The 18,692-nt window shown below is 60.8% G+C and carries 20 protein-coding genes; 17 read left to right on the top strand and 3 right to left on the bottom strand.

Features of this window, described 5'->3' with window-relative positions; all coding sequences use genetic code 11:
* The first annotated feature begins 578 nt into the window (after positions 1–578).
* From EK416_RS12820 to EK416_RS12770, 11 genes are all read left to right on the top strand, one after another.
* A complete protein-coding gene (locus EK416_RS12820) occupies positions 579–1,097 on the top strand; it encodes a spore coat protein U domain-containing protein (RefSeq protein ID WP_127078084.1) in 519 nt (172 codons plus the stop codon).
* Positions 1,098–1,348: 251 nt separating this feature from the next.
* Positions 1,349–1,771, top strand: coding sequence for a hypothetical protein (locus EK416_RS12815; RefSeq protein WP_127078082.1), 423 nt, complete (start codon positions 1,349–1,351; stop codon positions 1,769–1,771).
* 16 nt (positions 1,772–1,787) lie between these two features.
* A complete protein-coding gene (locus tag EK416_RS12810; protein WP_127078080.1) occupies positions 1,788–2,393 on the top strand; it encodes a hypothetical protein in 606 nt (201 codons plus the stop codon).
* 96 nt (positions 2,394–2,489) lie between these two features.
* Positions 2,490–3,227, top strand: a complete 738-nt coding sequence (locus EK416_RS12805; protein WP_127078078.1) for a fimbrial biogenesis chaperone — start codon at positions 2,490–2,492, stop codon at positions 3,225–3,227.
* Between the two features lie 159 nt (positions 3,228–3,386).
* The gene (locus EK416_RS12800) at positions 3,387–5,771 is read left to right on the top strand and encodes a fimbria/pilus outer membrane usher protein (RefSeq protein ID WP_164730013.1); all 2,385 of its coding nucleotides are present in this window, start codon (positions 3,387–3,389) and stop codon (positions 5,769–5,771) included.
* Positions 5,768–6,607: a hypothetical protein gene (locus EK416_RS12795; RefSeq protein ID WP_127078074.1), complete on the top strand. Its 840-nt coding sequence runs from the start codon at positions 5,768–5,770 to the stop codon at positions 6,605–6,607. Before EK416_RS12800 ends, EK416_RS12795 begins: the two co-directional genes overlap by 4 nt.
* 23 nt (positions 6,608–6,630) lie before the next feature.
* Positions 6,631–7,005 (top strand): hypothetical protein, encoded by a 375-nt coding sequence (locus tag EK416_RS12790; RefSeq protein WP_127078072.1) that lies wholly within the window; start codon positions 6,631–6,633, stop codon positions 7,003–7,005.
* A 16-nt stretch (positions 7,006–7,021) separates the two neighbouring features.
* On the top strand, positions 7,022–8,032 hold the full coding sequence (locus EK416_RS12785; RefSeq protein ID WP_127078070.1) for a LysR family transcriptional regulator: 1,011 nt from the start codon (positions 7,022–7,024) through the stop codon (positions 8,030–8,032).
* A 63-nt stretch (positions 8,033–8,095) separates the two neighbouring features.
* Positions 8,096–8,521, top strand: coding sequence for an HIT family protein (locus tag EK416_RS12780; RefSeq protein ID WP_127078068.1), 426 nt, complete (start codon positions 8,096–8,098; stop codon positions 8,519–8,521).
* A gap of 318 nt (positions 8,522–8,839) precedes the next feature.
* Entirely contained in the window at positions 8,840–9,265 is a 426-nt protein-coding gene (locus EK416_RS12775; protein WP_127078066.1) for a YidB family protein, read from the top strand.
* 132 nt (positions 9,266–9,397) lie between these two features.
* The gene (locus tag EK416_RS12770) at positions 9,398–10,267 is read left to right on the top strand and encodes a GNAT family N-acetyltransferase (protein ID WP_127078064.1); all 870 of its coding nucleotides are present in this window, start codon (positions 9,398–9,400) and stop codon (positions 10,265–10,267) included.
* A gap of 53 nt (positions 10,268–10,320) precedes the next feature.
* On the opposite strand, the gene EK416_RS12765 is transcribed toward EK416_RS12770, so the two are convergent.
* Positions 10,321–12,555, bottom strand: coding sequence for a primosomal protein N' (locus EK416_RS12765; protein ID WP_245434049.1), 2,235 nt, complete (start codon positions 12,553–12,555; stop codon positions 10,321–10,323).
* A 311-nt stretch (positions 12,556–12,866) separates the two neighbouring features.
* Here EK416_RS12765 and EK416_RS12760 point away from each other — a divergent pair, with 311 nt between their 5' ends.
* Both EK416_RS12760 and EK416_RS12755 read left to right on the top strand, forming a co-directional pair.
* Positions 12,867–13,076 carry a cold-shock protein gene (locus tag EK416_RS12760; protein WP_127078062.1) on the top strand — a complete coding sequence of 70 codons (210 nt, stop codon included), beginning with the start codon at positions 12,867–12,869 and terminating at the stop codon, positions 13,074–13,076.
* A gap of 95 nt (positions 13,077–13,171) precedes the next feature.
* Positions 13,172–13,393, top strand: a complete 222-nt coding sequence (locus EK416_RS12755; RefSeq protein ID WP_127078060.1) for a hypothetical protein — start codon at positions 13,172–13,174, stop codon at positions 13,391–13,393.
* Between the two features lie 82 nt (positions 13,394–13,475).
* On the opposite strand, the gene EK416_RS12750 is transcribed toward EK416_RS12755, so the two are convergent.
* Positions 13,476–13,904 (bottom strand): Lrp/AsnC family transcriptional regulator, encoded by a 429-nt coding sequence (locus tag EK416_RS12750; RefSeq protein ID WP_210210999.1) that lies wholly within the window; start codon positions 13,902–13,904, stop codon positions 13,476–13,478.
* 162 nt (positions 13,905–14,066) lie between these two features.
* Here EK416_RS12750 and EK416_RS12745 point away from each other — a divergent pair, with 162 nt between their 5' ends.
* From EK416_RS12745 to EK416_RS12735, 3 genes are all read left to right on the top strand, one after another.
* Positions 14,067–14,930, top strand: coding sequence for a dimethylarginine dimethylaminohydrolase family protein (locus EK416_RS12745; RefSeq protein WP_245434048.1), 864 nt, complete (start codon positions 14,067–14,069; stop codon positions 14,928–14,930).
* Positions 14,920–16,155, top strand: coding sequence for an ornithine--oxo-acid transaminase (rocD, locus tag EK416_RS12740; RefSeq protein WP_127078054.1), 1,236 nt, complete (start codon positions 14,920–14,922; stop codon positions 16,153–16,155). The genes EK416_RS12745 and rocD overlap by 11 nt, the downstream gene beginning before the upstream one ends.
* Positions 16,156–16,401: 246 nt before the next feature.
* On the top strand, positions 16,402–16,662 hold the full coding sequence (locus EK416_RS12735) for a hypothetical protein (protein ID WP_127078052.1): 261 nt from the start codon (positions 16,402–16,404) through the stop codon (positions 16,660–16,662).
* Between the two features lie 129 nt (positions 16,663–16,791).
* Here EK416_RS12735 and EK416_RS12730 read toward each other — a convergent pair whose 3' ends face one another.
* Positions 16,792–17,034 (bottom strand): DUF2188 domain-containing protein, encoded by a 243-nt coding sequence (locus EK416_RS12730; protein WP_127078050.1) that lies wholly within the window; start codon positions 17,032–17,034, stop codon positions 16,792–16,794.
* Positions 17,035–17,207: 173 nt separating this feature from the next.
* Between EK416_RS12730 and tsaE the strand changes: the two genes are divergently transcribed.
* On the top strand, positions 17,208–18,692 hold the full coding sequence (tsaE, locus tag EK416_RS12725; protein WP_164730012.1) for a tRNA (adenosine(37)-N6)-threonylcarbamoyltransferase complex ATPase subunit type 1 TsaE: 1,485 nt from the start codon (positions 17,208–17,210) through the stop codon (positions 18,690–18,692).

Genomic DNA, 18,692 nt, shown 5'->3' with positions numbered 1-18,692 from the left:
CCTTTACGCTGAGAACGTGGCAGATTACGATGCAAATGGCGGGTTATGGCGGGTATTCGTCAAGTAGTGAGGAAGAGCAACGCTAACGGCTGTCCGTATAGCTTCACTGGGCGCAACGGGTGGCGAGAACCAGGTCGAAAATGCTCAGTTGGTTCACGCAAGAAAAACGTTGCGAATGCTTGATTACATTGTTCACTGCTCCCTCCTTCGGTGTGTCGCTATCAACACCGTTAAATTTTTTTCGAAATGCTGACAACCGAATTTTTGCCCGAAAGTCGCCACATTCTCGCCTAAATCCGGCCACCTGCGGCGTAAGGCGCTGTTATAAAAGCGGATTGCGCGGCTGTGGAAAACGTCGGCAATCTCAATTTAGGCCAGATTGAGGCACCGCCTGCTGAGGCGACAGCGCTCATTGACATGTCCTTCAGCTCAGCTACCTTGGTCAGGGAGCAAGCTGCTCCCTGGCGATATCGGTTCGCTCAAGCAGAAAGGCCAGCGTCGCTATGTCGGGATGCCGACGCCCATCGAGCAAGATAATCGGCCGCAGTGGCCGAGCCGCTCGTTCGCCTCGCGTGGCGATGGCCGTCGGCCTTGTTGGTGTCAGTTGCGCGGGGATGACCGTTTCAGACGCGAAGGGCGGCAGTCAAGACATCGCGATCACCGTTGTTACCACTGTTAAGCCCTCCTGCTCGATTTCAAACACCAGTCCGGTTATCGATTTCGGTGACCTTTCGAAGAGTGGGTCTGTGTCCGTGAAGATCGGGCTTTCGTGTAACTCGCGTTTCAAGTTTGTATTCAGTTCTCAGAACGGTGGCCTCGCTTTGGGCACCAGCAAGCCCGTCCGCGCCCCGTTTCTAGCCAAGGTTCCATACACGCTGTCATACAACCTTGACACCTCTGCGGGTGCAGTTGCTGACCTGTGCCATTCCGACAACATGATCGACGGAACTTCGGCATGTGTGTCCGAGACCCCGCCAAATTCATCGGCTCTCAGCAAAAGCCTAACGCTCGGATTTCATTGGGATTCTGGAGAAGGTGTGCCGCTGGCTGGCGCCTACCGCGACGTGCTCGCCTTTCGGGTTTCGCCGCGTTTGTGAGGTGCGGTAAAACCTACACCTCATTTGGGTTGACATGCGCCGCAAAAGAAATATTTTCAACAAAATGTATATAATGAGCAGGCCGCGTCGTGTGCGTGTTGAGTCGATATGTGTGTGTAGTGACGGCCATTTCCCTCAGTGGGACTTCGTGCGTCGATGCCGAAGACGGCGCAAGCCAGGCATTCGCTTTGCGCGGCAAGGCGCAGCCAGTCTGCAGCTTCCAGCCTGCCCAAGCGAGGCAGGCGTCGAACATGGCAGTTGCGGCCAGTTCGGGGGCGCAGAATGTTCTGAGCGTCACTCAACTGACCGATCTCAATGCCAAGCTCACCTCGGCCTCCATTACGGTCACGCTGAAGGGGATGTGCAATCACCCGCATACCATGACCGTCAGCTCGAAGAACGGCGGCCTGGTACCTCTCATAAAAACGGAAGCCAGCTCCGAGTTCATTCAGCACATCGACTATAGCGCCAGCATCTCGTGGGCATCGTCGGTGAGCGTTTTGCAGACTGAAGGCGTTCAGGGGCAGACATCCCCGAGTGTCGTCGCCCCTGGCGCAGTCTCCGGAGATCTTCGTCTCGATATCTCGATTGCCAGCGCAAACGCAGCAGATGCGCCTGTCGTGGCTGGCACGTTCACCGACAATCTAGTTATCGTTTTTACACCCCTGCTTTGAGAAAAGGGCGCCGGCCGTGTCAGTACCAGTAATCTTTGAAAGAACGACCCGCAATTTCACGCTTTCGGTGGCGCTTGCTATCGCCTTTGCGGTGCCCGAAGTATCGGCACAGTCCGCCGATACTTCGAGCGCAAGCACGACGTTTCAGATCAAAGGCTTCGCCCCTCAGGTTTGCCAACTTCCGGGGCAGGCCGCGGTCGCCGGTGCTGTTACCAACGCCACCTATTCCTCAAATATCGTGACCTTGACGGATTTCATCGATTCGACGACGGCGTTCGTGAAGGGCTCGACCCTGACGCTCAAATTCGACAGGGCGATGTGCAACTACGAGGCGTATCTAAGCCTTTCAAGTCAGAACGGCGGCATGACGTCATCCGATGCCAAACAGGCAGCCGCAGGCGATTTCTTGAGCCGCGTCGACTATACCGTGACCGCCAATTGGGGATCGATCAGCAATCTCGTCCTCGATACATCGAAGGCTGCGAGGAGTGTCAATCTTCAGTCTGCCGGAGCCAACTCGGGGCCCCTCACTTTGACCTTCGCCACGAAAGACGGCACCGTTCCTGTCGTCAACGGAAATTACACCGACACCGTAACTGTACAGATCGGCGCCAAACTCTAGCGCCGGGGCAGGACGCTGGGCACGTCCTTCTCAATCGAAGTGCACTGGGCAACATGAAGAGACCCTTCGCGGCAACGTTTGAGGGTGGGTAGACATATGCGCGTACTTTTCTCCAGTTTGCTGATCGCTTCTGCGATGCTCGCCTTGACCGGGGCACCCGCTCTGGCACTCGGGGTGACGCCTCTCGTACTCGAAATCAATTCAGGCGATCCGGCGAAGCGGGTGGCGCAAATCCTGGTCAGCAATGACAGTGACAAGGACGTTCCCATCGAGGTGGTCGTTTCTCGCGCGGAAATCTCCGAAGACGGGGGGCGGCAGCTAACCCCGGCGGCGAGCGATTTTCTCATCTTTCCGCCAAGCCGCATGTTGCGCCCGCACTCGAAGCAGGTCTTCCGCGTTCAGTGGGCCGGTGCGCCCTTGAACAAGAGCCAAACCTACATTCTTTCCGTCAATCAGCTTCCCGTGGCGATGCCGGAGAAGAAGAGCGGCTTTCAGATCGTCTTCAATTTCGACGTCGTGGCAAATGTCGCACCCGCTACAGGTCAGAAAGCCCTCGATGTTCTTTCGAGCAGCATCGCCTCGGAGGATGGCAAGCGTTACGTCAGCCTTTTTCTGGGCAACTCCGGAACCGTGCATGCGAAGCTCAGCGAAGCGTCAGTCATGTTGCGTGCCGGCAATTGGTCCAAAACGCTATCCCAGGGTGAGCTTGAGCATGCGGTAGGTATAGGCATCGTCCAGCCCGGGAAGAAGAGGCGCTTCAAGCTTCCGGTGCAGTTACCTGCGGACGCGAGGAGCGTTAGCGCAGAAGTCTTTCTCGAGAAAATCATGAGGTAATACGTTGAATATCCCGCTGTGCAGGCTCAAGCACCGATGCAATGCCGCTCAATCATTTTCGGGCTTGCGATGTCACTCGCCAGCATAACGGCGACGACTGCGCAAGAAAACCATTCGCGCACCGAAATTGCCGCGAAACCCACGAGCACGGCTTATTCGATGACAGACAAGCAAGTCTACACAATCAGCCTCGCTTTGAAGGATGGCCGCTTTTACCTGGGTGAAATTCCTGCCCAACTGGCAGGAGAAAGCCTGAACTTTCTAGATCACGAAACTTTCCTGAAGCTGGCGGCGCCGGTCCTCAAGCCGGAAATTATCGCGGCTGTCAGAGCGCTACCTACGGTCGGCGGCTTCGTCAGCGTGAAAGCGCTGAAAGAGGCAGGTCTTCCGATATCCTTCGACATCGAAGAGATGACGCTCAGCTTTTTCCCGACCGCCGATCAGCGTCCCGGAGTGCACGTTTCGCTCGCGGGGTCGGAAACCATCGTGCCCGAGCAACTGGCGCCCCGCGCCGTATATTCGGGATATATGAACGTAACCGCCGGTGCCCAGTATTCGACGGCGAACACAGGCTCGAAACGCGGGGAGTTCTCGCAAGGCTTCGGGTTCTCGTCGGCCGTTCGTGTCATGAATCTCGTTATTGAAACAGAGGCGGCGACCTCAAACGGCGTTGCCATGCGCCAAGGAACCCGGGCCGTCTACGACGATGCCGAGAATGCGCTTCGCTACATCGCCGGCGACGTTACGCCTCCGACGGCAGGTATACAGGGTGGCGGCAGTTTCTTTGGCGTATCGATCCAGAAAAGCTACGACAAGATCCAGCCTCAGAAGAGCGTTCGTCCCACGGGCCAACGCTCATTCCGGCTGGAAAGGCCGTCCGATGTCGATATCGTCGTCAACGGGCAGGTTGTTCGTCGTCTTCAGATGCAGCCGGGCGATCACGATATCAGCGAATTGCCCCTCAGAAGCGGTGAGAACGTCGTCGTTCTCGAAATCACCGACGACACAGGGAAGCGAACCACTCTCAACTTCTCTCAGTTCTATGATTACGCGTTGCTGATGCCGGGCATCAGCGACTGGGGCTTTTCGGCGGGTTACAAGAGCCTCTCCGGGCTGAACCGCATGCACTATTACTGGAGCGAACCGGCGGCGACCGGCTATTACCGGCTGGGCCTCACGGAGGACTTGACCGGAACCCTCCACGCCCAGGTCGATTCCCGGTCCGCGATGGCGGGCATCATGGCGATCTCTCCGTTGTGGCTTGGCCGGGTCGCAGCCGAATTCGCCGTAAGCAAGGACTGGAACGGTGATGGCGGGTTTGCCACTGCATTGACCTACAGCCCCGAGACGCTTTTGAGGAAGTGGAGTATTCCCGGCTCGTTTCAACTCGCCGCCGAGTACAGGAGCGCGGGCTTTACCTCCATCTTTTCGACGTCTGAAGGCCTCGATGGGTTCTCCGTGAACGGCTTCTACAGTCTGGAGCTTCCCGACGATTACACCTTGTCTCTCTCGGCGAACGCGGCTGTGGGATCGGCCTATACCTCGGATCGCCTTGGCGGCGGCATCACCGTGTCGAAGGCCGTTCGCCCCAATGTCAACTGGTCGCTATCCTTGTCCCGCGATCACACGACGAATTTGCTGACCGAGGACTATCAGCCGTCGTGGACTGTGATGGGACGCCTGAATATCCGGGCGGGCAAGGATACGGAAATCGCATTCACGCAGGACGGTCTCCATGGAACTTCCGTCCTCGGCGTCTCCACTGCGGGCGAAACGGACAGCGGCCGATACGCGATAAAGGCCGATATCGAAAAGATGCCGAGCGCCGTAACCGGCGGCGACCCGGAAAGCCAGGTTGACCTGAGTGCCGCCTATTCCGACACCCGGTTCGACGTTTCCGCCAGCCGGTCGCGGCGCGTCTACGGCCTGAACCGGGGTGTGGTGAACGACGTCAGCACGGTTTCCGCAGGGGGGGCGATCGCATTTGCGGACGGTCAGGTGGCCGTCGGTCGAACCGTCACCGACAGCTTCGCGATCGTCACCGCGCATGAATCGCTTTCCGATGCTTCTGTCCGAGTGAAGACCGGGGATGCTCCCGCACGCGCTGCATCCGACCTTCTGGGTCCGGCGCTCGTGTCCGATATCCCTTCATACTCTCATTCCCAGTTGCCTCTCGATGTGGAAGGGGCGCCTGAAGGTTACGATCTCGGTACGGGCGTTATCGATGTGCGCCCGCAATACAAGAGCGGCTACACCATCAAAGTCGGATCCGACTACAGCGTGTTGGCGGTCGGAAGCCTTGAGGCGGAGGGACAACCCCTTTCGCTTCTAAGCGGGCTTGCGAGAGAAGACGGCGTTCCCGATCCCCGTAAGGTCGCGCTTTTTACGAACCGCGGCGGCCGCTTTGCCGTCGAGGGACTGAAACCGGGCCGCTGGCGTATCGAGATGCTGGGAGATACGGCGCAGTGCTTTCAACTGACGGTCCCGGAAAAAACCGTGGGCATTTTTGATGCGGGCCTTCTCACCCAGCGGTGTGCGTCATGAGAACGGCGTTCATGCTTGTGCTTGCGATGTTTTGTGGGCTAACCCCCTCGTTGGCCTGCACCGGCAAGATAGACGCGTTGTCCGCGCGCCGCACGCTCGTCTACAATCCGTTCTCGGCTCTTGACGGGCATCAACAACTCAGCATTCAGGTACAAAACACGGGAACCGAATCCTGCGCCTATCGGCTCTGGATCCCCGATCGCTATCTGCCGCTTCAGTTTGGCAACATCGATTTCACCATCTCGGGCCAAAGAGCTCCGTCGGCAGCGGATTCGAGCGGCCTCACCATTCAGACCCCCATAGTTGCGCCGGGCCAGAGCATCAAGCTGCCTTTGCGGCTGTCGGTGGCGCGGGGCCAGCAATCGCTGGCAGGCAAGCTGACCAAGAAAATCGGATTCGCTCTTGCTGCCGAGCAGGCCAGGACGACGCTCCTCGACCAGACCGAGGTGGACATCCACTGCGTCGTTCCTCCGGTTTTTGAAATCAATGTTGCAGGCTCCGGCTTGCGGGCAACTCTCGAAATCGATGATCTGAAACTCCGTTCGAAAGCTGTCGTGCTGCAAATGCGCAGCACTCAAAATCATCGTCTCGAAATTCAGGCGGAAAACGGCGCCTTGATACGAGAAGGAAGCCCGCCGGGCGACAGCACCTCCATTCCCTATGTGGTGACAATCGATGGACAATCTTCGCAACTCAAAAAGGGTGCGATCTGGCGTGTTAACGGCCCGGCGGGTGAATCAAGCCGTCGGTTGAATGTCACGATCGGTGACACGGCAGACAAGCTGGCAGGTCTCTACAAGGACGTGATCACGGTTCATATCGCGTCTGATCTTTAGGTGTGTGTAGGAGGAGTGAAGTCATGCGTTTTTATCCTGGTACGTTTCTTGGCTGCGCCGCTATAATCGCTGCCGGCTATAATCTGCCGATCTATTACAAGGCCAATCCGAACCTCGTCCTGAGCGCGGCGAGCGTTTCAGAACTGCACGCTTTCGAGGGAGCGAAAATTCTGGAGAACAAGGTTTCAGTCAACCCGCGTGCGGAAAACGTCTCCTTCGTCACCCTCCAGTTGAGGCAGGCACAGGCTTCCTTTGAAGACGGCCTTCTCGCTAACACGGAGATTGGCTACAATCTGCACCTGACGACCAAGTCGCGCTGCTTCGAACTCGAACCCGGATGCCTTGAGATAACCGAGAAAAAAGTGCTGAAAGCCGTGTCCGTTGGCGTCGCTCTCTAGCTTAAATGGGGCAGGTATGAAGAGACGAAGCTGGTCGCAAGGCAACACCGCCGCCTGTCTGGAACATTTCGTCGCCTGTATCGATGAGGGATCGATGCAGGCGGCCGGAGTGAAACTCGGCCTATCTACGCCCACGATTTCGAAGTCCATACTTCGGCTCGAACATCGTCTGCAGGCCCGCCTTCTGCATCGAACGACACGCCACACAAGTCCGACACTCGCCGGTCTCGAGTTTTACGAGCGAGCGCAGCGGATCGTTCAGGAGGTAAAGGAAGCGGAAGCCATAATGGCGTGGGCTGGGGCGACCGTGAAATGCGCTATTCGCATCGTGGGGTCCGAAGAACTCGCTGCCCGTGTCGTCGGTCCGTTGTTCGTTTCCTTGCGCCGCCAGCATCCGCGCATTGATCTGCATATCGAAGCCGATGATTTCGAGCAACCGCCTCAACAGTGCGCCGCCACCGAAGTCTGGCTGTGGACGGGCCGTTCTCGTGAGGACGGCCAGACAAGAAGACTTGCGGCTACGCCGCAAGTTTTCCTGGCCTCGACGCGTTACCTGGGAGCGAACGGCTGTCCCGTCGCGATTGCGGATCTTCGCCAACATTTGCTTATAGTTGGAAAGGATCCCATCTGGACCGTGACGGGGTCGGCTGGAACAGAAGAGTACCACCCGATCGCCAGCCTGAAGACGAATTCGACCCAGGTCGCCCAGCAGGCAATTCTCGCTGACATCGGTATCGGACTTGTCGATCCCCTCGGCCTGGAAGAGGAACTCGGCTCAGGAAAGGTGCAGCGCGTCCTGGCTGATTATCAGACGCCCCCGGATCATGGGCTATGGGCAAGATTCTCGGACGCGTGCCACCCCGCAGTGCGCATCGTTCTTGAACATTTGCAGGACATGCTGAATGAAACAACCCGCACCGGGCAAGGTACGAAATGTGCCGCTTGCGATGCGGGCGATCGACATTCAACCCACTCCCGTAGCGCTTTCGGGTCTGTATTGCACGCGGCGGAAGTGGGAGGCCACTGACGCTTGACCCGCGCCGCGCTTCGCGGGAAAAGCGAGGTAAACCCGTCCAGCGGAGGAACCGGCATGAGCGCGCCTGCCTACGATTCGAACAACGTCTTCGCGAAAATTCTTCGCCGCGAACTGCCCTGCCATCTCGTCTATGAAGACGCCGACAGCTTCGCGTTTCTCGACATCATGCCGCGCGTTGACGGGCATACGCTCATCATCCCGAAAGCGCCGGTGCGCAACATCATCGATGCTTCGCCCGCGGTGCTCGCGCCGGTCATCGCCACGGCGCAGCGCATCGCCGTCGCGGCCAAGAGAGCGTTCGAAGCGGACGGGGTGTCGCTCTGGCAATTTTCGGAACCGGCGGGCGGCCAGGTGGTGTTCCACCTCCACTTTCACATCCTGCCGCGCAAGACGGGCGACGAGCTTCGCCCGGTCGGCATCATGGCTGATAACGACCTGCTATCAAGGCACGCTGAGAAACTGAAAGCCGCCCTCGCCTGACGACTCCTGCGGGTGCACGCATTTTTTTGCGGAGACGGTCAAACAGATTCCGGCGGAACGAAGCCCTCGTGATCGTGTCTCGCGAGGGTGCCGCGAGGGATGCAAATGTCTCTCGAAAACGACCGAAGCGGGAAGGGGGGCGAGGTTCTGAGAAATCCAGAAGGCTCCAGGGCTTGCGGCACTCGGCTTCCTTCGGACGATTTGTCGAATTGAAAAGTCTCCGTTCGCCGTTCATTGGCGTTTTCGCGCGATTTGCCCGATTGCGCGTGCCTCCCATGATACCTTCGCGACCAAAGAAAGATTTCGAAAGGTCGCGTCATGAACATCTTCGAAGCCATCACCGCCGCTCTCAATCAGGCTGGCCAGCAGGGACAACAGCCCCCGGTACAACGTCCGTCCGCGCCGCAGGCAAATCAGGCGGGTTCGGGCCCGGCCATTCCGACGTCCTTGCAGGACATTCTTAACCAGGCGGGCTTCGGCAATCTCACCGTGATCGTCGACAAGCTCAGCAAGGGCGGCCTTGAGGAGCATGTGAAGTCATGGCTCGGTCAGGGCGAAAATCTTCCGGTCGAGAAGGAAGACCTGCGTCACGCTCTCGGCGATCAGGATTTGCAGCGCTTCGCCCAGAAGATCGGCATTCCGCCTGAAAAGATCCTCGACATTCTGCAGAAGTATCTCCCGGAGACCGTGGACAAGGCAAGCCCGAGCGGCCAGATCGTTCACCCTTACGGGCAGACGCACTGACAACGTTCCGAGCGAACGCCCCATGCAGAGCGAGTTACGCACTTCTTGAGAGGAAGATAAGGAAGCCTGCCCCCGGCTGGGGCAGGCTTTTTGGCATTCCCTGAAAAGTTGCCGAGTGCCGCGTCCGAGAGCATGCGCAAAGAAGATGGAGCCGAAGCCGTGGCGTCTCAGGAATTGAAGGTCCGCAGGATGGACGAAAGCGGTATCGCCCTCGCTCTCGAATGGGCGGACGCCGAAGGGTGGAATCCCGGCCGTCACGATGCGTCGTGTTTTTATGCCGCCGATCCTCGCGGTTTTTTCCTTGGGGAATTGGACGGCGAACCGGTCGGTTGCATCTCCGCGGTGGCGTATGACGGCACCTTCGGCTTTCTCGGCCTTTATATCGTCAAGCCGCCCTATCGGGGCCGGGGTTTCGGTTTGAAGCTCTGGAATACGGCGATGGACTACATGGGCGCGCGCAACGTCGGCCTCGATGGCGTCGTTGCGCAACAGGACAATTACAGGAAGTCCGGCTTCAAGCTCGCCTACCGCAACATGCGGTATCAGGGCACGGGAGGCGGCACCGAACCTGCCGGTCTGGTGCAGCTCTCCTCCATCGGGTTCGACGAAATTTGCCGCTATGACGCAACCGTGTTTCCCGTTCCGCGCGTCGGCCTCCTGCGCCGGTGGATCGATCAGCCGCAAGTGGTCGCGCTCGGCGTTCTGAGCGGGAATCGTCTCGCCGGTTATGGCGTCGCGCGCGCGAGCCGCTCGGGCTTCAGGATCGGGCCGCTGTTCGCCGACGCCGCGCATGTCGCGGGCGCTCTATTCGAAGGGCTGTCGTCGCGGCTTCGGGGCGAGCCGATCTTTCTCGACACGACCGAGGCCAATCCGCGTAGCGCCGAGCTTGCGCAGCGCTACGGCATGGAGCCGATGTTCGAAACGGCGCGCATGTATACCGGCGGCATCCCGAATGTGCAAAGCGATCGCTGCTTCGGCCTCACGAGCCTGGAGATCGGCTGATTTCCTGCTAAGGCGTCTATCAATACCGGCGTCCGCCTTTGCGGATCAGGCTCCTAAAGAAAGCTGTGCGGATCGACATCGATGTGTAGCGTGACGCCGCCGCGCGGCGCGTCCGCGTTGCTGAGCCACGCCCGCAAATAGGCCTGAAGATCGGCCTCGCGCGCGGCCTTCACGAGGAGCCGCTGGCGGTGCAGGCCGCGAATGATCGCGAGCGGCGCTTCCACGGGCCCCAGCACCTGAATGCGTGATGCCTCCGGCGCGGCAACCGCGAGCGCGCGCGCGTAGCCCTCCGCGTCGTAGCGCGTCTTGCCGGATACGATCAGCGCCGCGAGCCGCCCGAACGGCGGATAGCCCGCCTCCTCGCGCAAGCCGATTTCCGCCTCATAGAACGCCTCACGGTCGCCGGAGACGAGCGCGCGCATCACGGGGTGGTCGGGGAAATGCGTCTGGATCAACCCGCGTCCCGGCGCGCCGAAGCGGCCAGCGCGGCCCGTCACCTGATGCAGGAGCTGAAACGTGCGCTCGCCTGCGCGCGGGTCGGCGGTGGCAAGGCTCAGATCGCCGTCCACCACGCCGACGAAGGACAGCTTCGGGAAGTTGTGGCCCTTCGAGACGAGTTGCGTGCCGACGACGATGTCGACGTCGCCTTCCGTGATGCGGGTCAGGATTTCGCGCAGCGCCGCCGTCGACGGGACGAGATCGCTCGACAGCACCGCGAGCCTCGCCTCGGGCCAGCGGTTCTGCGCTTCCTCTGTCACGCGCTCGATGCCGGGACCGGATGCGGCGAGCGTCCCCTCGCCGTGGCAGGACGGGCAGGACTTCGGAAACGGCAGCGAGAAGCCGCAATGGTGGCAGATCAGCCGCCCGCGCAGGCGATGCTCCACGAGATAGGCCGTGCATTGCGGGCATGTGAAGCGATGGCCGCACGCGCGGCAGAGCGTCAGCGGCGCATAGCCTCGTCGGTTCAGGAACAGGAGCGCCTGTTCGCCCTTCGCGAGCGCCTCGTTCACCGCGCCGATGAGCGGCTCGCTGATCCACGCGCCGCGCTCCGGCGGCGTTGCGCGCAAGTCCACCGCCTCGACATCTGGCAGGGCATTGCCCGAGAATCGGCCGGGCAGAATGGCGTGCCGGTAGCGGCCGCGCTGGACATTCACGACGCTTTCGACGGACGGCGTCGCCGAGGCGAGCACGATGGGGATTTTGCCGAGCGAGGCGCGCACCACGGCCATGTCGCGGGCCTGATAGGTCACGCGGTCGTCCTGCTTGAAGGACGGGTCGTGCTCTTCGTCCACCACGATGAGGCCGAGATCCGCGAAGGGCAGAAACAGCGCAGAGCGCGCGCCGCACACCACCCGCACCTCGCCGAGCGCCACCCCGCGCCAGACGCGCGCGCGCTCCTTCGGTGAAACGGCGGAATGCCACTCGCACGGTCGGCAGCCGAAGCGGCGCTCGAAGCGTTCGAGGAACTGGTTCGTCAGCGCGATTTCAGGCAGCAGAATGAGCACCTGCCGCTCGCCATGCCGCAGCGCTTCCGCCACAGCCTCGAAATAGACCTCCGTCTTGCCGGAGCCGGTCACGCCGTCGAGGAGCGTTGCGGAGAAGCCGCCATCCGCGATGGTTTCCCGCAGCGCGTCCGCCGCAGTGAGCTGCGCATCCGTGAGACTGGCGAAGGCGAAATCCGGCTTCGGAGCGGAGGCGCGCGCGCGTGGAAGCTCGGCGCGGATGAGCGCGCCGGCCTCCGCAAGGCCGTCGATCACCGCAGCGCTGACGCCCGCCGCATCCATGAGCTTCTTCTTCGACCAAACCGCGCCATCGGTCACGGCGGCCATGACGCGCTGGCGGGCTTCCGTCATCCGCGACGGCACGCCGCTTCCTCCTCGAAAGCCGAAGCGCGGTTCCTCCGCCTCGAAGACGAGCCTGGCGCTCATCATCATTTGCAGCACCATGCCCCTCGGCGCGAGCGTGTATTGCGCGACCCAGTCCGCGAAGGCGAGATTGAGCGGCGGCAGCGGCGGCACCTCGTCGAGGCGTGCTAGCACGGGCTTGAGCTTCCTGGGATCGACCGGACGAGCGGCCGCCTCGCGCCACACGACGCCGATGCGCTTCACGGGGCCGAGGGGGACCACCACGAAATCGCCGGGCGCGAGCGTTTCACCGTCCGGCACTTCATAAGTGTAAGGCTCGTCGAGCGCGAGCGGCAGCAGCACCGGCACCGTCGCACGCGCCTTAGCGCGAGCGGGGGGCTCGGACAAATCCGCATCGAAAAGGGGCAGGTCTGAGGGCGCCATCGCGCGCGAGCTTCGCCGATGCGCGGGCTGATTTCAACCGTCGCTGCGGTCGAGATCGCAAGCGCATATGCCGCCGCAAGCTTCGGGAAATATTCTCGGGTTGAAAAGTCGTTCAACAGAAATATTTCGCCACTTGCCTTGTTTCGGACACCGGACGCGGCTATATAAACATCATCGATCTTGATTGCTGAGCTTGTTTCCCGCGCCTAAGCGCGTCCTGACGATCTTTCTGCCAAAATCGATCCTGAACAATCGCTGGTCCACGCAGGAACGGCGAGGAAAAACTTATGACCGATTGAAAGGAAATCGTCATGAATACTGGCACAGTGAAATTTTTTAACGTGAACAAGGGCTATGGCTTCATCCAACCCGACAGCGGTTCGGCTGACGTCTTCGTTCACATCTCCGCAGTTGAGCGCGCCGGCATGCGCACGATTACCGAAGGCCAGAAGCTTTCGTTCGAAATCGTGCGTGACAATCGCTCGGGCAAAAGCTCCGCGGAAAATCTTCAGGCCGCGTAAATGCGCGCCAAAAGTTTTCCTTTGGGAAAGCATCAGAAATCGCGGAAGGCTGGGCTCTCGCCCGGCCTTTTGCACACTTAAGGAAAGAAAAACCCATGATTACGAAAGACACATTGTTCGCTTCGCCGCGCAAGCCGCAGTCAAAGGCGGACATGACCGACACCGCCGCTCGCGCCATCATCGATTCCGAAAGTGCGCTCCGCGTCGCCAAGATCGAGAAGCTTCGTCAGGCGCGCCTCGAAATGGAAGCGCAGCAGCCGGTCGTTGCGAAAAAGGCTCGGGCAGCGAAAGCGGCGACCAGGCAAATCCGATTCTGACCTGCCGCCCGGCGGCTTTTGCTCATCGCTTTTCATCTCAAGATCTGACGCAAATCCGGCATCCACTTTTGCGGGGCATGCCCTAGCGCCGGTGGCTCGACAGAAGCAGGCTCGTTTCGGAGCTTGATATTCCCTTCAACTCGCGGATGCGGCGCAGCACGCGGTCGAAGGCTTCGAGATCGGGCGTCCGCAACTCCACAACGAAATCCCAGCGTCCGTTGGTCGTGTGAATCGCGACCGCTTCCGGGAAGCCGCGCAGCGCCTTATAGATAGGCTCGGTTCGCTCGCCCTCCACCTGAATCATCATGATGGCGCAGACGGCGTCGGGCTCCGCTTCGCGGCGCAACGTTACCGTGAAGCCGGTGATCACTCCGTCATGCACGAGGCGGTCGATTCGGTTCTGAACCGTGGCGCGGCTGAGGCCGAGGATTGCCGCGAGCGTCGCCACGGGCATCCGCGCATTCTCACGCAGCAGAGCAATCAGTCGTCGGTTGATCTCGTCGAGAGGCATGATTTGGCACTTTGCTAAGCCGCGCCCGCACTTTGTCAGCTTTTTGCAACGTTTCGCGCAACTTGCATCCTTTAGACTGATGAGGTCAACGGCGATAATTTGCATGGAAATTGCATGCGAATCGTCGCGAGAGGCAGGATGCCAAAAACGCCAACCTTTTTAATGACCGACGACAGCCACTTCGAGGTGTCGTACAAGATCAATCCTTGGATGACGCCAGAGGAATGGCGTAGGGACGAGGTCAGAAATCGGGCAGAAGCGCGGCACGCTGCCGCATCTTTGGCCGAAGCGTTAAGGCAGGCGGGCGCGCGAGTTCTTCATATAGACGGCGCGCCGGGCCTGCCGGACATGGTCTTCCCGGCGAATGCCGCCGTCATCCTCGACCGCCGCGTGATGGCCGCCCGCTTCCGCTACCCCGAGCGGCAGGGTGAGGAGCGGCACTTCCTCGAAGCATTCGCGCGACTGAAAGACGAAGGCACCTTCGATGACGTCGGCCAGATGCCGAAGGGTTATTGGCAGGAAGGCGCAGGCGACGCGATTTTCGACGCAAATCGGCAGTTTTTCTGGACCGGTTTCGGTCCGCGTTCCTCTTTTGATGCGGCGGATGTGCTTCACGATTTCTTCGATGTTCCGGTCAATCCGCTCGAACTCGTCTCCGGCCGCTTTTACCATCTCGACACTTGTTTCGTGCCTTTGAGCGGCGGAGAGGTTCTATATTACCCGCAAGCGTTCTCGAAGGCTTCGCTGTCGGTCATCCGCGATCACGTGGCCGCCGACAAGCGCATCGAGGCGAGCGACGAGGACGCGGCGCGTTTCGCCGTCAACGCCGTCAATATCGGGCGCGACATCGTCATGGCGGAGCCGACACAGCGCCTCGCCGACGAGCTGCGCGAGCGCGGCTATGCCGTGACCTCGCTCCATCTGCGCCCCTTCATCATGTCCGGCGGCGGCGCTTACTGCATGACGCTCCGGCTCGATCTCAAATCCGATTCGGCAACCAAAAGAGGTGAAACCCATGACGTTTGACACCGCATTCGCTCCGGCGCGCAGCTTCTCCTCGGCCCATGATTTCATCGCGACCGAAAACGAATTCGGCGCGACCAACTACAAGCCGCTCGACGTCGTGCTGAGCCGGGGCGAAGGCGTCTGGGTCTGGGATGTCGATGGCAACCGATATCTCGATTGTCTCGCCGGTTATTCCGCAGTCAATCAGGGCCATTGCCATCCGAAAATCCGCGAGGCGCTGGTCGAGCAGGCGGGCAAGCTCACGCTCACGTCGCGCGCCTTCCGCAACGATCAGCTCGCACCGTTCTTCGAAGAGCTTTGCAAGCTGACGCGGTCGCATCGGGTGCTGCCGATGAACACCGGCGCGGAAGCGGTCGAGACGGCCATCAAGATCGTCCGCAAGTGGGGCTACACGGTCAAGGGCGTGCCGCAGGACAAGGCCGAGATCATCGTCTTCGACAAGAACTTCCACGGCCGCACGACGACCGTCGTCAGCTTCTCGACCGATCCGACGGCGCGCGAAGGCTTCGGCCCGTTCACGCCGGGGTTCAAGATCATTCCCTTCGGCGATATCGCGGCGCTTGAGAACGCCGTCACGCCGAACACCGTCGCCGTGCTGATGGAGCCGATTCAGGGCGAGGCCGGCGTGATCATCCCGCCGCCCGGCTACGTGAAGGCCGCGCGCGAACTTTGCACACGCGAAAAGATCGTCTTCATCCTCGACGAGATCCAGACGGGTCTCGGCCGCACGGGCAAGCTGCTCGCGGAAGAGCATGAGGGCGTCGAAAGCGACATGACGCTGCTCGGCAAGGGCCTTTCCGGCGGCTTCTATCCCGTATCGGCGGTGCTCTCCACCTCGCGGATCATGGGCGTACTGAAGCCGGGCGAGCATGGCAGCACCTTCGGCGGCAACCCGCTTGCCTGCGCGGTGGCCCGCGCGGCGCTGAAAGTCGTGACCGACGAAGGCATGGTTGAGAATTCGGCCGCGATGGGCGCCTATTTCCGCGAGGGACTGAAGGCGATCAACAGCCACGTGGTGAAAGAAGTGCGCGGACGCGGCCTGATGATGGCCATCGAATTGCACCCGGACGCCGGCGGCGCGCGCCGCTACTGCGCGGCGCTCAAGCATCGCGGCATCCTCTGCAAGGACACGAAAGAGCACACGATTCGGGTTTCGCCGCCGCTCATCATCAAGCGCGAAGAGGTTGATCAGGCGCTTGTGAAGTTCGCCGCCGTTCTGGCGTGAACGTGTCTTTCGCGGCTCATGCCGTGTGATGTCGATCAAGTGGCCGGGTTCTCCGGCCACTTGTCATTTGTACGTTCAACAAGGTGTGATTTCGTCTGAGGATTTTCGAACACAACTCCACAGCGATACGTCGGTTGCATCGAAAGTAGCGTAGCAAATCGTCCACGACTTCGCGCTATAGTCTTGAAAAGACACGCTCCCGCGAAGGAACGTGCGCCTCAAGGAAGAACAACAAGGGAGGCATCCATGACGAGAGACGATACCATCCTGCGCGAGCGGCTGGCTCGCGCGGAGGAGGAAATTTCCAACCTCCAGAACGCCGCCGCAAAGGCTGCCGACCGACTGGCGAAGCTTTACGAAGAATTTCAGATCCGCGAAAGCTATCACGACTGGCAGTATGTGCTGAGCGCCAAGGTTGGCCAGGTCCGCACCATGCGGCAGATCGCGAAAGATCTTTCGCGCGTGACCGAGAGCAAGGCCATCGTCGTCGGGCGTGCACAAGGCTGATCTCGCTGGCTGAACTGGCGGCTCGCTCGTCACTCCTTGCTTGGTGGCGCAACCTGGCCGCTTATTGCCCGCCTTCCAGAAACAAGCGGGTGAAGCGATGCGACTCTGAGCACGCGCCTTGGCTGGCTGTCATTCTGCGGTGACGTCGGTTTCGGGGCGGTCTGTGCCCGGCTCGAATTCGAGATGCCATCGGCCTGACGCATCCTCGAACTCGATATCCTGCGACGTGCCTGAAATGCGCTGTTCGCCTGCCGCCAGCTCGGCCGCGGCCAAGGCGGCCTGTTTCGTTGGAAATGGCTCGGAAAAGACGCCTTCTGCCTTGTAGGCCCAGCCGCCGTCGTGCTCCACAATCTCGTAATGGACTTTTGTCATCTGGACCTCGCGTTTCCACATGCGCTCGCGAAAAGAACACGCGAGCTTCGATAACGCTCCCTTGACCCTTATACAGGCGGAACCTCTTTTCGCAGCGTGTGCGCATCCTGATTTTGACCGCGATGCTGGACGATCGTAGAAGAACGTTCGGCGGAGGAATCGGAGGGGTGCCCGTGTGGGAAATCGATAGCCCGGAAGCATTGAAGGCGCTGGCAAGCCGTCTCTCGGCCTTCGTCTCGGAGCGCGATATCATCACGCTGTCCGGCGATCTCGGCGCAGGCAAGACCACCTTTGCGCAGGGGCTGCTTGCGGCACTCGGCGTGACCGAGGCGGCGACGAGCCCCACTTATCAGATCGTCCACGCCTACGAAACGCCGCGCCGCACCGTCTATCATTGCGACCTGTATCGGCTCAGTCCGGGCGACGAAGAAGAAATCGGCTTTGCGGAGATGTGCCAGACGGCAGCGGTGCTCGTCGAATGGCCCGACATTGTGGCCGGCGCGCTGCCAGATGATCGGCTCGACGTTCGCATAGAGGGCGATGGCACGACACGCCGCGTCACGCTCACGGGCCTCGGCGCGTGGGAAAGGAAGCTTGCGCGCTTCCGCCAGATCGAAGCGTTTCTTGCTCGGTGCGGCTGGGCGGGTGCGCGCTGCCTCGGTTTGCGCGGCGACGCCTCGGCGCGGCAATTCTTGCGTCTCGCCCGGGCGGGAGAGACGGTGATGCTCATGGATTGGCCACCGAAAAGTGACGGGCCGCCGATCCGTGGCGGCCGCCCTTATTGCGCCATCGCCCATCTCGCGCGTGAGGGCACCCCGTTCATTGCGGTTTCGAATTGGTTGCGGGATCGCGCCGGGTTATCCGCGCCCGCCGTTACGGCTTCGGACACCGACGCCGGACTTTATCTGATCGAGGATCTCGGCGATGCGGTGTTCGGCGATCTGATCACCGAGGGTGAAGCGCTGGAACCCCTTTATGCGCTGGCGGCGGACGGCCTGTGGGCGATCCACGCATCCGGCGTGCCGCGCTCGCTTCCCTTGCCGTGCGGCGGCTTCTATGAGGTTCCCGCCTTCGACCGCGAGGCGATGGACGTCGAACTCGACCTTCTGCTGCAATGGTATTTCCGGCTTGAGCCAACGGGCGCCGACCCGGCCGAGACAGCCCGCTCTTTCGTTGCTGCATGGGCGCCGCATCTCGATTGGCTCGAAAATCAGCCGAAGACCGTCGCGCTGCGCGATTACCACTCGCCGAACCTGCTGATCTGTCGCGAGCGCGACGGGCTCAAGCGGCTCGGTGTCATCGATTTCCAGGACGCCGTGTGGGCGCATCCAGCCTACGATCTCGTTTCGTTGTTGCAGGACGCGCGGCTGGACGTGCCGGAAGCCGTCGAACGCACGCTTTATGCGCGCTATTGCGAGAGTGCCTCCGCTGCCGATCCGGCTTTCGATGCCGACGCATTCGCCCGCGCCTACGCCATCCTCGGCGCCGAGCGCAACACGAAGATCCTCGGCATCTTCGTTCGCCTGTCGATGCGCGACGGCAAGCACGGTTATCTCCGCCATCTGCCGCGCATCCGCCGTTATCTCTGGCAGAACCTCGCGCATCCGGCCCTCGGCGACCTCAAGGCGTGGTACGAGGCGCATCTCAACACGGCTTGA

This window comes from Rhodomicrobium lacus, assembly GCF_003992725.1.
Classification (GTDB): Bacteria; Pseudomonadota; Alphaproteobacteria; order Rhizobiales; family Rhodomicrobiaceae; genus Rhodomicrobium; species Rhodomicrobium lacus.
This window is presented reverse-complemented; position numbering and strand designations above follow the sequence as displayed.

What these genes read in the sequence shown, in the direction of transcription:
- EK416_RS12760 (WP_127078062.1), top strand. Translation starts at nt 12,867, where the DNA reads ATGAATACTGGCACAGTGAAATTTTTTAACGTGAACAAGGGCTATGGC.
- EK416_RS12800 (WP_164730013.1), top strand. Translation starts at nt 3,387, where the DNA reads ATGACAGACAAGCAAGTCTACACAATCAGCCTCGCTTTGAAGGATGGC.
- EK416_RS12745 (WP_245434048.1), top strand. Translation starts at nt 14,067, where the DNA reads ATGACCGACGACAGCCACTTCGAGGTGTCGTACAAGATCAATCCTTGG.
- EK416_RS12790 (WP_127078072.1), top strand. Translation starts at nt 6,631, where the DNA reads ATGCGTTTTTATCCTGGTACGTTTCTTGGCTGCGCCGCTATAATCGCT.
- rocD (WP_127078054.1), top strand. Translation starts at nt 14,920, where the DNA reads ATGACGTTTGACACCGCATTCGCTCCGGCGCGCAGCTTCTCCTCGGCC.
- EK416_RS12730 (WP_127078050.1), bottom strand. Translation starts at nt 17,034, where the DNA reads ATGACAAAAGTCCATTACGAGATTGTGGAGCACGACGGCGGCTGGGCC.
- EK416_RS12785 (WP_127078070.1), top strand. Translation starts at nt 7,022, where the DNA reads ATGAAGAGACGAAGCTGGTCGCAAGGCAACACCGCCGCCTGTCTGGAA.
- EK416_RS12735 (WP_127078052.1), top strand. Translation starts at nt 16,402, where the DNA reads ATGACGAGAGACGATACCATCCTGCGCGAGCGGCTGGCTCGCGCGGAG.
- EK416_RS12750 (WP_210210999.1), bottom strand. Translation starts at nt 13,904, where the DNA reads ATGCCTCTCGACGAGATCAACCGACGACTGATTGCTCTGCTGCGTGAG.
- EK416_RS12765 (WP_245434049.1), bottom strand. Translation starts at nt 12,555, where the DNA reads ATGGCGCCCTCAGACCTGCCCCTTTTCGATGCGGATTTGTCCGAGCCC.
- EK416_RS12805 (WP_127078078.1), top strand. Translation starts at nt 2,490, where the DNA reads ATGCGCGTACTTTTCTCCAGTTTGCTGATCGCTTCTGCGATGCTCGCC.
- EK416_RS12795 (WP_127078074.1), top strand. Translation starts at nt 5,768, where the DNA reads ATGAGAACGGCGTTCATGCTTGTGCTTGCGATGTTTTGTGGGCTAACC.
- EK416_RS12820 (WP_127078084.1), top strand. Translation starts at nt 579, where the DNA reads ATGGCCGTCGGCCTTGTTGGTGTCAGTTGCGCGGGGATGACCGTTTCA.
- EK416_RS12770 (WP_127078064.1), top strand. Translation starts at nt 9,398, where the DNA reads ATGCGCAAAGAAGATGGAGCCGAAGCCGTGGCGTCTCAGGAATTGAAG.
- EK416_RS12815 (WP_127078082.1), top strand. Translation starts at nt 1,349, where the DNA reads ATGGCAGTTGCGGCCAGTTCGGGGGCGCAGAATGTTCTGAGCGTCACT.
- EK416_RS12755 (WP_127078060.1), top strand. Translation starts at nt 13,172, where the DNA reads ATGATTACGAAAGACACATTGTTCGCTTCGCCGCGCAAGCCGCAGTCA.
- EK416_RS12775 (WP_127078066.1), top strand. Translation starts at nt 8,840, where the DNA reads ATGAACATCTTCGAAGCCATCACCGCCGCTCTCAATCAGGCTGGCCAG.
- EK416_RS12780 (WP_127078068.1), top strand. Translation starts at nt 8,096, where the DNA reads ATGAGCGCGCCTGCCTACGATTCGAACAACGTCTTCGCGAAAATTCTT.